The sequence below is a fragment of the Neisseria sp. HMSC31F04 genome, assembly GCF_001807735.1.
Classification (GTDB): Bacteria; Pseudomonadota; Gammaproteobacteria; order Burkholderiales; family Neisseriaceae; genus Neisseria; species Neisseria elongata.
Genome location: NZ_KV790810.1, coordinates 16,994 through 29,945 on the forward strand (window position 1 = coordinate 16,994; position 12,952 = coordinate 29,945).

General features: G+C 57.8%; 11 protein-coding genes. 5 read left to right on the top strand and 6 right to left on the bottom strand.

The window, feature by feature from the left end; all coding sequences use genetic code 11:
• Positions 1-44 precede the first annotated feature (44 nt).
• The 3 genes from ribD to nhaC all read right to left on the bottom strand — a co-directional run bounded on the left by ribD (position 45) and on the right by nhaC (position 3,403).
• Entirely contained in the window at positions 45-1,193 is a 1,149-nt protein-coding gene (gene ribD, locus HMPREF3107_RS07205) for a bifunctional diaminohydroxyphosphoribosylaminopyrimidine deaminase/5-amino-6-(5-phosphoribosylamino)uracil reductase RibD (RefSeq protein WP_371327478.1), read from the bottom strand.
• A 103-nt stretch (positions 1,194-1,296) separates the two neighbouring features.
• Positions 1,297-1,869 carry a hypothetical protein gene (locus HMPREF3107_RS07210; RefSeq protein WP_070454615.1) on the bottom strand — a complete coding sequence of 191 codons (573 nt, stop codon included), beginning with the start codon at positions 1,867-1,869 and terminating at the stop codon, positions 1,297-1,299.
• A 157-nt stretch (positions 1,870-2,026) separates the two neighbouring features.
• Entirely contained in the window at positions 2,027-3,403 is a 1,377-nt protein-coding gene (nhaC, locus tag HMPREF3107_RS07215) for a Na+/H+ antiporter NhaC (RefSeq protein ID WP_070454618.1), read from the bottom strand.
• 304 nt (positions 3,404-3,707) lie between these two features.
• On the opposite strand from nhaC, the gene HMPREF3107_RS07225 reads away from it, so the two are divergent.
• Together HMPREF3107_RS07225 and HMPREF3107_RS07230 are read left to right on the top strand one after the other, a co-directional pair.
• Complete coding sequence (locus HMPREF3107_RS07225; RefSeq protein ID WP_070454623.1) at positions 3,708-5,732, top strand: OPT family oligopeptide transporter; 2,025 nt, start codon at positions 3,708-3,710, stop codon at positions 5,730-5,732.
• A gap of 177 nt (positions 5,733-5,909) precedes the next feature.
• Positions 5,910-6,260 carry a PepSY domain-containing protein gene (locus tag HMPREF3107_RS07230; protein ID WP_070454625.1) on the top strand — a complete coding sequence of 117 codons (351 nt, stop codon included), beginning with the start codon at positions 5,910-5,912 and terminating at the stop codon, positions 6,258-6,260.
• A 70-nt stretch (positions 6,261-6,330) separates the two neighbouring features.
• Here the strand turns inward: HMPREF3107_RS07230 and lptG are convergent, their stop codons facing one another.
• The 3 genes from lptG to HMPREF3107_RS07245 form a co-directional block, all read right to left on the bottom strand.
• Positions 6,331-7,401: an LPS export ABC transporter permease LptG gene (lptG, locus tag HMPREF3107_RS07235; protein ID WP_070454627.1), complete on the bottom strand. Its 1,071-nt coding sequence runs from the start codon at positions 7,399-7,401 to the stop codon at positions 6,331-6,333.
• Positions 7,398-8,510 (bottom strand): LPS export ABC transporter permease LptF, encoded by a 1,113-nt coding sequence (lptF, locus tag HMPREF3107_RS07240; RefSeq protein WP_070454629.1) that lies wholly within the window; start codon positions 8,508-8,510, stop codon positions 7,398-7,400. The genes lptG and lptF overlap by 4 nt, the downstream gene beginning before the upstream one ends.
• A gap of 115 nt (positions 8,511-8,625) precedes the next feature.
• Positions 8,626-9,081 carry a hypothetical protein gene (locus HMPREF3107_RS07245; RefSeq protein ID WP_070454631.1) on the bottom strand — a complete coding sequence of 152 codons (456 nt, stop codon included), beginning with the start codon at positions 9,079-9,081 and terminating at the stop codon, positions 8,626-8,628.
• 200 nt (positions 9,082-9,281) lie between these two features.
• On the opposite strand from HMPREF3107_RS07245, the gene HMPREF3107_RS07250 reads away from it, so the two are divergent.
• From HMPREF3107_RS07250 to HMPREF3107_RS07260, 3 genes are all read left to right on the top strand, one after another.
• On the top strand, positions 9,282-10,697 hold the full coding sequence (locus HMPREF3107_RS07250; RefSeq protein WP_070454632.1) for a leucyl aminopeptidase: 1,416 nt from the start codon (positions 9,282-9,284) through the stop codon (positions 10,695-10,697).
• Positions 10,698-10,878: 181 nt separating this feature from the next.
• Entirely contained in the window at positions 10,879-11,919 is a 1,041-nt protein-coding gene (locus HMPREF3107_RS07255; RefSeq protein WP_168160533.1) for a hypothetical protein, read from the top strand.
• Between the two features lie 268 nt (positions 11,920-12,187).
• Positions 12,188-12,874 carry an SIR2 family NAD-dependent protein deacylase gene (locus tag HMPREF3107_RS07260; RefSeq protein ID WP_070454636.1) on the top strand — a complete coding sequence of 229 codons (687 nt, stop codon included), beginning with the start codon at positions 12,188-12,190 and terminating at the stop codon, positions 12,872-12,874.
• Positions 12,875-12,952 lie beyond the last annotated feature (78 nt).

Genomic DNA, 12,952 nt, shown 5'->3' on the forward strand with positions numbered 1-12,952 from the left:
TGTTTATGGGGTAAAAGGCCGTCTGAAAGGTGCAAAATCCGTTTTCAGACGGCCTCTTTTTTGCGCAGCACTTGTTTGAGGTCGCCGCCGTTGAGGATTGTTACGGAACGGGTTTGCCATGATGCGGGTTGTTGCAGTGCGGCGGGGTTTTCGGGTAGGTCGAATAGGCTGCGGGCGTTGCCGCCGAGGATTTTGCCCGCTTGGTAGAGGACGATTTCGTCCGCCAAGTCTGCCTGCAGGAATGCGCCGCACAGTGTTGCGCCTGCTTCGACTAGGAGTTCGCCGATGCCGCGTTCCGACAGCAGGGGGAGGGCGGCGGGCAGGCTGATGCGGCCGTCGGCGGCGGGGACGGTCAGGATGTCGAGATGCGGGACGGCGGTAAGGGCGGCGGGGTATTTTTCGGGCGGGACGGCGGTCAGGAGCAGGATGGGCGATTCGGGGTCGGCCAGCAGTTTGGCCGTCGGCGGTAGGCGCAGGCGGCTGTCGAGGACGATGCGGAGGGGTTGGCGCAGGGTGGGGAAGGCGCGGACGTTGAGTTGGGGGTCGTCGGCCAGTACGGTGCCGATGCCGGTGAGGACGGCGCAGCTTTCGGCGCGCAGGATTTGTACGTCATGTCGGGCGGCTTCGCCGGTAATCCATTGGCTGAGGCCGTCTGAAAGGGCGGTTTTGCCGTCGAGGGAGGCGGCGCATTTGAGGCGGACGAAGGGGCGTCCGCGTTCGATGCGCGACAGGAAGCCGCGGTTGAGTTCGCGCGCTTCGGTTTCGAGCAGGCCGCTTTCGGTTCGGATGCCGGCGGCGGAGAGCATGGCCAGGCCTTTGCCCGCCACTTGCGGGTTGGGGTCGGCGATGGCGGCGACGACGCGCGATACGCCCGCCTGTATCAGGGCTTCGGCGCAGGGCGGGGTACGGCCGTAGTGGCTGCATGGTTCGAGGGTAACGTAGGCGGTGGCGCCGCGCGCGTTTTCGCCCGCCTGGCGCAGGGCGTGGACTTCGGCATGGGGTCCGCCCGCTTTGAGGTGGAAGCCTTGGCCGACGATTCGGCCGCCGTGTGCGATGATGCAGCCGACGCGCGGGTTGGGTGAGGTGGAGAAGCGGCCTTCGGCGGCGAGGGTCAGGGCGCGGCGCATCATGTCGCGGTCGGTGTCGCTGAAAACGGGGGCGGAGGGTGCGGCGGGGGATGGTGGTCGGGACATGGCGGTCAGTGCGGGTGGTTTTGTTGGCGGAAAGGCCGTCTGAAAGGCGGTTGCTTTGTTGGAGCAGGTGCTTTCAGACGGCCTCGTGTTGCGTATGTGTGTTTTACATCGCTTTTTTCAGCAGTTTGACGTCTTTGAGCGTTTCGGCCAGTGTTGCGTTGTCGGCACTGCTGCTGAAGGCGCAGACGGCGTAGAGGTTGTCGGGGCTGTAGATGTTGATGCAGTTGTGGTTGTTGCCTTCGGCATCGGTGAAAGAATAGTCCATACGGTTTTCTGTGGCTGCACCGGCTTTCAGGCTGGCAAAACCGGCCTGTTCCAATGCGGTTTTCAGGTTGGCGTAGTATTCTTTGGCGGGTTTGACGGGTTTGCCGGCATCGACGACGGTGAGGGTGATGTCGGTGTTTTCGTCGTATTGTTGAAGGATGGTGCCGGCTTCCGCGCCTTCGGGCAGGGCGTTGCCGCCGAGTTGGTCTTGGAAATTGCCGGTTACGGAGATGCTGACGGCGTTGTCGCTACTGGTCAGGGTTTGCGGTGCGGACGGAGCGTCGGCCGGAGTGGCGGAAGCGGTGTCGGCGGCCGGGACTGCCGAGGCTTGCTGCGGTGTGGCGGCTTGCTGTTCGCAGGCGGCTACGGAAAGGGCGGCGGCAGCCAGCAGGGCGGCAAATTTGATGTTCATGACGGTTTTTCCAAGTGTGTTGTTTTGACAGGCCGTCAGTATAGCAAAATTCGGCCGCCCTTGCCTTTTCAGACGGCCTATACGGGATGCGTTTATCAGTGGGAAAGGCCGTCTGAAAACCTGAAATACGGTTTCAGACGGCCTTTTTGTCCCGCCTTTATTTTTTGCTCAGGGTCAGGCCTGTCCAGCCGAACAGCAGGGTCAGTATCAGGCTGAGGTAGCAGAAGAAGGCGTAGGGCAGGTAGTTCAATACGGGAACGCCCAAGGCGTTGGCGATGAATACGCCGCAGACGCTCCAGGGAACGAGGGGGTTGATGACGGTGCCCGCGTCTTCCAGTGTGCGCGAGAGGTTGCGCGGATGCAGGCCGAGTTTGTCGTAAACGGGTTTGAAGGTTTCGCCCGACAGCAGGATGCTGAGGTATTGTTCGCCGATTAAAACGTTTACGCCCACGGAGGTGGCCGCCACGCTGGCGGTGGCGCGTCCGGCGGTGGTGAGGAAGCGGCGCATGCCTTCAAGCAGGCTGGGGATGATGCCCAGCGAGAACATCAGTCCGCCGAGGCTCAGGCCGAGGATAACGATGGTCTGGGTGAAAAACATGCTTTCCAAACCGCCGCGCGATACCAGTTTGCCGATTTTGTCGAATTCGCCCTCCAGTGAGAAGCCGCTGTAAAACCAGCCGCCGAGTTTGGCCAAATCGGGCGTGCTGTGCAGGTAGGTGATGGCGACGGAAACGGCGATGGTGGCAATCATGGCCACGACGGCATTTACGCGGCGTACGGCCAGTACCACCAGTAGGGCGAACGGTATCAGCGAATAGGTATGCACCAAGCCTGAGGCTTCGAGTTGTTGGCGGAAAACGGCGGTGCTGTTCAAGTCGTTGGCCGCGGCGGCGGGCAGCAGCCAGCCGGTAAACAGGGCGGTGAGTATCCAGGCCGGAACGGTGGTGTAGGCCATGTTTTTAATGTGTTCGAACAAATCGATGCCGACAATGGAGGCGGAAATGCCGGTGGTGTCGGACAGGGGCGACATTTTGTCGCCGAAAAACGCACCTGAAACGATTGCGCCCGCCGTCATCGCCAAATCGGCGTGAAAGGCTTCGCCCATGCCGATAAAGGCCACGCCGACGGTGGCGCAGGTGGTCAGGCTGCTGCCGATGCTGACGCCTATCAGCGAGCTGAGGACGAAGGCGGAAAGATAGAAATATTCGGGCGAAATGAAGCCGAAGCCGTAATACATCAGCGTGGGAATCGAGCCGGACATCATCAGCGCGCTCACCATCAGGCCGATGAAGAAAAACAGGTAAACCGCGCCCATGCTCTGACTGAGCGAGGCCACCATGCCGCGCTGCATGTCTTCATATTTCAAACCGCGCAGCAGGCCGTAAACCAAGAGGGCGGTAATGGCGGCGATGATGGTCATATGGGGCAGCCAGCCCAGGGCGATAATGGTATAGCCCATGGCGGCCACGACTGCCGCCGCAACGGCGAAAGCTTCTTTGCGCGGCATCTCAAGCAGGGGTTTGAAGGCAAACACTGGTTTCTCCGTCTGAAAAAGCAATAACAAATGAATGATGTATTGTAGCCGATTTACATGCCGTTTACCCGACTTATCTCTCTTTTTACCCGTTTGAAGGCATTTGGCGGGCGGCGTTTCGGCCTGCAGGGCAGTTTCAGACGGCCTGAAACCGCCGATCCGGCCTTTGCATTTTGGGATAAAACTTGACATTTCCTTGCAATCGCAACACTATGCCGCGCATGCCGCCGCAACGTCCGTGCTTTTTTGCCCTGAGGATGCGGCCCGTATCTTGAAAAATACATTGTAAAAAGGCTTTACGACCATGACCCAATCTCCCCACGATCCTTATGCCGGCTACCGCGAGCTGACGCTGCGGGGCATGATACTCGGCGCGCTGATTACCGTCGTGTTTACCGCGTCCAACGTTTACCTCGGTTTGAAAGTCGGCCTGACTTTCGCTTCGTCGATTCCGGCGGCGGTGATTTCGATGGCGGTTTTGAAGTTTTTCAAAGGCGGCAATATTTTGGAAAACAATATGGTGCAGACGCAGGCTTCGGCGGCGGGTACGCTTTCGAGCATTATTTTCGTCCTGCCCGGCCTCTTGATGGCCGGCTACTGGAGCGGTTTCCCGTTTTGGCAGACTGCGCTGCTGTGTATGGCGGGCGGTATTTTGGGCGTGATTTTCACCGTGCCGCTGCGTTATGCGATGGTGGTGAAAAGCGATTTGCCTTATCCGGAAGGTGTGGCGGCGGCTGAGATTTTGAAGGTCGGCAGCCATGAAGAAGGACAGGATGAAAAAGGCGGCAGCGGCATCAAAGAACTGGCGACCGGCGGCGCGCTGGCAGGTGTGGTGAGTTTCTGCACCGGCGGCTTGCGTGTGGCGGCCGACAGCGCGAGTTATTGGTTTAAGAGCGGTGCGGCGATTTTTCAACTGCCGATGGGCTTTTCGCTGGCTCTGCTCGGCGCAGGCTATTTGGTCGGATTGACGGGCGGTATCGCCATCCTGTTGGGCATCTCGATTGCCTGGGGAGTGGCCGTGCCGTATTTTTCGTCCGGCGTCCCTCAGCCTGCCGATATGGAAATGGTGGCGTTTGCGATGAAGCTGTGGAAGGAAAAAGTACGCTTTATCGGCGCGGGCACCATCGGTATCGCGGCGGTTTGGACGCTTTTGATGCTGCTCAAGCCGATGATAGAAGGCATGAAAATGTCGTTTAAAAGCTTCGGCGGCGGTGCGCCCGCAGCAGAACGCGTGGAGCAGGATTTATCGCCCAAGGCCATGATTTTCTGGGTGTTGTCGATGATGCTGATTTTGGGCGTATCTTTCTACCACTTTATCGGCGATTCGCACATTTCCGGCGGTATGGCTTGGCTGTTGGTGATTGTGTGTACGCTTTTGGCTTCCATCATCGGCTTTTTGGTTGCCGCCGCCTGCGGTTATATGGCAGGCTTGGTCGGTTCGTCTTCCAGCCCGATTTCGGGCGTGGGGATTGTGTCGATTGTGGCGATTTCGCTGGTGTTGCTGCTGGTGGGCGAGTCGAACGGTTTGATGGCGGACGAGGCCAACCGTAAGTTCCTGCTTGCATTGACGCTGTTTTGCGGTTCGTCCGTTATCGCGGTGGCTTCGATTTCGAATGACAACCTGCAGGATTTGAAAACGGGTTATCTGGTGAAGGCGACGCCTTGGCGGCAGCAGGTGGCGTTGATTATCGGCTGTATCGTTGGCGCATTCGTGATTTCGCCGGTGTTGGAGTTGCTGTATGAAGCCTACGGCTTTACCGGCGCGATGCCGCGCGAAGGCATGGACGCGGCGCAGGCCCTGGCCGCCCCGCAGGCGACTTTGATGACGACGATTGCGACGGGTATCTTCTCGCACAATCTGCAATGGGATTATATTTTTACCGGCGTCGGTATCGGCGTTGCGCTGATTGTGGTTGATTTGGTGTTGAAAAAATCGTCCGGCGGCAAGCTCGCGCTGCCCGTATTGGCGGTGGGCATGGGTATTTATCTGCCGCCGTCGGTGAATATGCCGATTGTGGCGGGTGCGGTGTTGGCGGCGGTGTTGAAGTATGCGGTCGGCAAAAAGGCGGAAAACCGTGAGGGCCGTCTGAAAAACGCCGAACGCATCGGCACGCTGTTTTCGGCAGGCCTGATTGTCGGCGAAAGCCTGGTCGGCGTGGTGATGGCCTTCATCATCGCCGTTTCCGTGACCAACGGCGGTTCGGACGCACCGCTCGCGCTTGGTTTGGACAACTGGGATACGGCGGCAAAATGGCTGGGCTTGGGCTTTTTCGCAACCGGTGTCGCACTCTTTGCCCGACTGGTGTTGAAGGCAGGGCGCGAAGCTTAGTGTTTTAAATAGGAGAGGCCGTCTGAAACAGAGCTTTCAGACGGCCTTTTGTCGTCAAACAGCGGCTTTGGGCAGATGCTAATCTTACGCTAATCTATTGGACGTATCATGCCCCTTGCCGTACGCAACGGCTGATAACATCACGCCGACACAAGGCGCAACCGAAAAGGAAAAACGATGAAATTCAAACATACTCTGATTGCCGCCCTTTCCGCCTTTGCCCTGCTGGCCGCCGCGCCCGCCTTCGCCGACGATGACGATTGGTACGATGATGATGACTACCGTCCGCGTTACAGCCAAAGCCATAAGGCGAAAAGATCCAAGTATGGCCATGGCCGCTACATCAGCTATGCACAGGCGAGACGCGCCGCACTCTCCCGTATCGGCGGGCGTGTAAAAGACATTGATTTCGACCGTGATGACGGCTACCCGCATTATGATGTGGAAATCATCAAACGCGGGCGCAAATACAAAGTGAAGGTCGATGCCCGTACCGGCCGCGTGGTTTCAGTCCGCCGCGACGACTAAACCGGATGGAAATAAGGCCGTCTGAAAACCTGAAATACGGTTTTCAGACGGCCTGTTTTTATATTTCCGTTTAACGCCTTTCCTGCTTCCGTATCAGCCATACCGCCCATGCGGCGAAGGCTGCGGTGGGCAGCATGGCGGCGGCAAAGGCGGGTACGCCGTAGAGCTGGCTGGTGAAGCCGAACAGCCGTCCGGCGAAATGGAAGGCCAACCCGAGGCAGATGCCGGCGAAAAGTTTCAAGCCCATGTTGCCGTGGCGGGTCGATTGCGGGGGGAAGGCGAGTGCGACCAAGGCCATGATGACGGTGGCGACGGGGTACATGAGCTTGCGCCACCATTCGATTTTGTAGTTATCGGCCTGTTGCTTGTTGTCTTCAAGATGCTGGATGTAGGCGGTCAGCGCGGTGAGCGACATTTGGTTGGGATTGACCAGCAGTACGTCGAGCAGGCTGCCGCGTATGCCTGCCTGCCAGTATTCGCCGTCGTGTTTTTCGGTACGGACGCGGTCGCCGTCCAAGATGCTGCGGCGGACGTTGGTCAGCTTCCAGCCGCCGTCGGCAGCGATGACGGCGGATTCTGCCTGCCAGCTTTCGGCCAGTTTGAAGTTTTGGTCGTGTCGGAAGACTTTGATGCCGCGCAGGCTTTGGTCGGGCAGCATTTCGCGCACGTTGATGATGTTGTTTTGCTCTTTAATCCACAGCCCTTGCGCGCCGGTGCTGATTTTGCCGTTTTTGGCCGTGGTTTTCAGGTTTTGGGCGTAGCGGTTGGCGGCGGGGGCGACGCTTTCACCGAGAAGGACGGTGGCGGCGGCGAATATCAGGCCGAACCCGAGCAGGATGGCGATGATGTTGGCGGTACTCATGCCGCTGGTTTTGATGACGGTCATTTCGCTGTTGGAGGCAAGCCGGCTTAGGGCAATCAAGCCGCCTATGAGTACGGCCAAGGGCATCATTTGGTAAGCGTGGTCGGGGATTTGCAGCAGGACGTACTGCATCATTTTGATGCCCGTGTAGCCGCCTTCGCCCACGTCGCCCACTTCGGCAACGATGTCGAAGAAGCTGTATAGGGCGAGCAGGGCAAACATGGCGTACAGGGTGGTGATGCTGAGCTGTTTGATCAGGTAGCGGGCGATGAGTGTCATGATGCGCGGCCTTTCAATGCGGCTTTCAGGGCTTGGGCGAAGGGTTGGGCGGGCATGGAGCGCACGCGCAGCAGGATGACGGCGGCGGCCAGCATGATGATGTGTATGGGTAGGAAACCCGTCCAAAAGCCCAGTTTGCCGTTTTCTATGGCATTACGCAGAAAGGTTAAGCTGTTTTGGTAGATGAGAAAGAATCCGATGGCAAACAGGATGTTGTAGGTGTGGCCGGTGCGCGGGTTGAAGTAGGACAGGGGAACGGCCAATATGCTCAATATAAGTGCGGCCAGGGGCAGGCTCAGCCGCCACATGAGCTCGGCGCGGTGCTGCGGGTTGTCGCTGCCGATGAGTTTGGCGGTCGGGATGGTGCGGCGGTGGTCTATCGGATTGATGATTTTCGGCGTGGTGCTGATGATTAGGTTGAGACGCTCGAAGGAGACTTGGTTGTAGTCGGCTTCGCCGGGGATGCCGCCGTAGCGGTAGCCTTGGGTCAGTTCGAGCGTGCGCTTGTTGTCGGTGAGCGAGAAGCGGCCTTCTTTAGCGAAGATGATGTTTTCGCGGCCTTTGTCGTCTTGTTCGCGTAAAAACAGGTTTTTCATGATGCCGGAGCCGGTGTCGAAGGTCTCTACAAAATAAACGCGGCCGTTTTTCTTGCCCAAGGTGCGGAATTCGCCCGCTTCAACCATTGAAAGTTCTTGTTTTTGTTTTAGGATTTCGGCAAATTCGCGGCTTCGCAGTTCGGCCCACGGCAATACGGAAAGCTGCATGGCGGCTACCAGTGCGGCAAACGGCAGGGCGAATGACAATACGGGGCGCACCCACTGCCGCAGCGACAGGCCGCAGGAAAGCCAGACGGACATTTCGCTGTCGCGCCAGAAGCGGGTCAGGACGGTAAGTGTGGAGATGTAGGCGGTTAAAACGAGCAGCAGCGGGGTCATGCCCAATGTCCAAAAGCCGATGAGCGCGGCCACGGCATCCACCGCCACGCGCCCGTCGGCGGCACGGCCGAGCAGGTTGATGGCCTGCGTGGAAACGAGCACGGCCAGGATGACGACGAAGATGCCGATGGCGGTAAAAGTGAGTTCTTTGACGAAGTTTTGTCTGTATATCATGTGTTTTCTTTTTTAGTCGGCAGCGGAAACCATTTTAAAGGCCGTCTGAAAGCACGGCTTTAACGAAATTAAAACCCGAAAAGGCATTTTCAGACGGCCTTACTCAACCCAAACTTCAACAATCCTTCGCACTGATTCGTATCGGGGAAGACAACGCTTTACCGTTGCGCGCAAGTACGCGGTATTCCACGGAATAACGCCCGTGAATCATCAAATCACGCATATTGCGGTTACGGCAGACTTCTTTCCTGCCTTCCTTGTGGAGCGTCACATCAAGTTTGCGCCGTTGCACGGCATTAAACACTTCCGGACTGGAGATTTTCTTCAGCATCAGCGTATACACTAAAGTATCGTCCGAAGCGCGGTAGCCGATATTCGTCACCCGCGTATCCGCATCTTCCTTCAATTCCGTGCGGCGTAGATTGGCGGCTGCTTCATACCCCACCTTGTCGCGTTGGCGGGCATTCATGTGGGAAAGATCCTGTTTCTGCTGCGCACTGGCTCCTCCCCCGCAGCCAGCAGCTAACAGCGCAATCGCCAAAACAGGCAAACAAACAAACGTCTTGTGCATAACAAGCTCCTTTGGGGAAGATTTCTTCAATTGGCAAACATATGCCATTTCCAAAAATATTTCAAACGCCGACCGCCTGTAAGTCCCAAGGAACAGGGTATCGGGAGCAAGGCATTGTTGTTTCGGACAGCCTGTGCGGCCGTTTCGCGGTAAAATAACGCTTCCGCCGTTTTTCAGACGGCCAACCGAAAGGAACAAAAATGCAATTTAGCACAAAAGCCGCCGCCTTGCAGCCGCATCAGGAAGGCGCATTGCTTTATATCTACCGCAATCGTGAAAACGCACCCGACAACGAAACCGCCCGCCTGCTGCTCGAATCGATGTCCGAAGGCGAACGTTTTGCCGCCGCCCAAACCGCCGAAGCGGGCAAACTGAAAGCCGTGGCGGTCGCACTGCCGGAAAACGACGGCCGCGACGCGCTTGAAAAAGCCGCTGCCGAAGCCGCTGCATGGGCGCAAAAACAGGAAAACCTGCACATCGGCCTGAACGGCTTCGACCAAAACCAAACCGCCGAAGCCGCCGAAATCTTCGCGCTCTCCTTCGGACAGGCCGCTTACCGATTCAACCGTTTCAAAAAAGACGCGAAAGCCGCCAAACTCAATGGCGCAACCTTCCACACCGAACACGCCGACGCTGTGCAAACCGCCCTGAATTGGGCCGAAGCCCAACTCTACGGCATCAACCTGTGCAAAGACCTGGGCAACACTGCCCCCAACGTCTGCACCCCGAAATATCTGGCCGACACCGCCCGTGCCGAAGCCGAAAAATTCGGTGCGGCTGCCAAAATCCACGATAAAGACCATATCCGCGAACACATGGGTTCGTTCTGGTCGGTGGCCAAAGGCAGCGCGCAAGACCCTTACCTCATCGAACTGCACTGGCGCGGTGCGGCCGACAAAAACGCCGCCCCTGTCGTACTCGTCGGCAAAGGCATCACCTTCGACAGCGGCGGCATCTCGCTCAAGCCGGGCGAAGCGATGGACGAAATGAAATACGATATGTGCGGTGCGGCAAGCGTCATCGGCGCATTCGCAGCCGCCGCCAAAGCCAAACTGCCCATCAACCTGACCGCCATCGTCCCCACCTGCGAAAACATGCCCGACGCGGCCGCCAGCAAACCCGGTGACGTGGTAACGGCCATGAACGGCACCACCATCGAAATCCTGAACACCGATGCCGAAGGCCGCCTGATACTGTGCGACGCGCTGAGCCACGCCGAACAGTTCAAACCCGCCGCCGTAGTCGATGTCGCCACACTCACCGGCGCGTGCATCATCGCACTCGGCCACGTTGCCAGCGGCCTTTTGACCAACACGCAGGAGCTGGCCGACGAAATCCTGGCCGCATCGCGGCAAAGCGGCGACAAGGCATGGCAGCTGCCCCTGTTTGCCGAATACCGCGAACAACTCAAATCCAACTTTGCCGACCTGCAAAACATAGGCGGCCGCCCCGCCGGCACCATCACCGCCGCCGCCTTCCTGTCGCACTTCACGGAAAACTACCCGTGGGCGCATCTGGACATCGCCGGCACGGCGTGGAAGTCGGGTAAGGAAAAAGGCGCGACCGGCCGCCCCGTGCCGCTCTTGCTGCAATTCCTGCGCAACCGCGCCGAATAAGGCAAAAGGCCGTCTGAAACCCCGATTTAATGTTTCAGACGGCCTTTATCCTCATTTGTACCGCATGGCCGCACATCACACACTACAGAGAGGGAAAATGATGAACCGGAAAAACAAACAACAATATTTGTTTACTCCTATTTTCGCCCGAACAATAGGCTTCCAGACTTTCCCTGTTTCCTTGACACGGGCTTTCATCTCGTTCCTTTTCCTGCTGATACTGCTGACGCTGATTGCCGGCATTACCGCCATTGTCTTCATCATCCATGGCATCCTGCCCGATTGGGCGGTCATTGCCGTCAGCCTGTTTATCTTCTTACTCGGCATCATTTACTCCGAAGGCATGTGGTTCGGCCTGACCTGCAGCCGTTTTGCAACCCTGACCAACGACCGGCTGGTGTTATACGGCGCATTCGGACGCGAACGTTTCAGCTGTCCCACTGATTGGACATTCGAATACCGCAAAGTTATGCGGGGGCGGGGACCCTTTTACTTGCACGCTATCTCCCCCGACTGTCACGTCTATCGTTTCCGATTGGACTTGTGCCGCGACCACTATGCTTTTCTAGCAGCCTTGCAGGCACAAAGCAGCGAAGAAGTTTTTCAAAGAGCCTTGTCCGCCGAATACCGCCGCCTATTTGCCACCATGAACCCGCTGGGTGTAAGGTTTTTGAAAACCATATCCGTGGGATTCTACATCATTACAGTGCTGGCCTTTGTCTCGTATTTCTTCGTTCATCCCTTCAAACTGACTGCCGCCGCTTGGCAGCTTGCCTTGCTCATTACTCTTCTTGGCTTACTGCCGTCTGTTTGGATGGTTCGCAAAGTATGGATGCACGAAACCGTTTTCGGCCTGCCCGCCCATCACTACCGCCGCCGCTCCGTTGTCGGGCGGATAACCGCAGCCATCATCATGATGACCAAAATCAGTTTAATCATACTGGCCCTCGGTATTACATCAACATGGTCGCTGGCCACCATCCTTGGCCCGGCCAGCCTGATCGGCAGCAAATTCGAAACAGTGGAACAGGCACGTTTAGGTTCTGTGCATGACTGCGGCAGGGGATGCAAAGAAGTGCCCGCCTACATGCCGGTCGGCTATGAAATGTTTGAAGGTTACTGGGAAATCAGCTATTCGAACCGCATTCGCCAAGGCGGCACAGTGTGCGTCCGCGAAAGCAAACTGGCCTACGAACTTTATTTCGACTGCCCCGTCAAATAAAACCGGGCAGGCCGTCTGAAACCCCGTTTCCCGTTTTTCAGACGGCCTCTAATCGAATATATACCGCATGCCGCCAATTCCCTGTCGCAGCCATTACGCCCGCCCGCAACGGCCAAACCCGTTCTGCGCCTGAAACCCGCATGTCCGCAGATTTGTACGAAGGCTGTTCGGATGAGGCGAAGATGCGATAAATAAGGTGGCGTACAGAACCTAACTGTCGGACACATAAGCGGCAGCCGACGGTTAATCAATCAACAAGGAACAAACCATGAAAAAATGCGTCGTCCTCACCGGTGCGGGCATCAGCGCGGAAAGCGGCCTGCAAACTTTTCGCGACAGCGGCGGCCTGTGGGAAGGCTACCGCGTGGAGGATGTCTGCACGCCCGCAGCGTTCGCCCGCAGCCCGCAAACCGTCATCGACTTCTACAACGCCCGCCGCCGTGCCGCTGCGGCAGCCGAACCGAACGCCGCCCATTTCGCGCTGGCCGATTTGGAACGCGCTTACGACGTACAAATCATCACTCAAAACGTAGACGACCTGCACGAACGCGCGGGCAGCGGCAAAGTCCTGCACCTGCACGGCGAATTGAACAAGCTCAGAAGCACGGTTGATGAAAACGAAATCCTGCCTTGGCAGGGCGACCAAACCTTGGCCGACCGCGACAGCCGAGGCCGACCGCTGCGGCCGCACATCGTCTGGTTCGGCGAAGCCGTGCCGCTGATAGAAGAAGCCGTTCGTTTGGTCGAAGCCGCCGACATCGTTATCGTGGTCGGGACGTCGCTGAAGGTTTATCCCGCCGCATCCCTGCTGCACTATGCCCGTTTCGGCGTGCCCGTGTACCTGATCGATCCCAAGCCGAACGCCGATGTTTCGGGCGTGGAAATCCTGGCTCAAACGGCAGTTCGGGGCGTGCCTGCACTGGTGGCGGAATTATTGCGGGCAGCCGAAAGATAAGGCCGTCTGAAAGCGCGGCCTGAACGGGAAGAACCCGTTTGGCGGCTTTCAGACGGCCTGAGATCTTTGCAAAAAAGC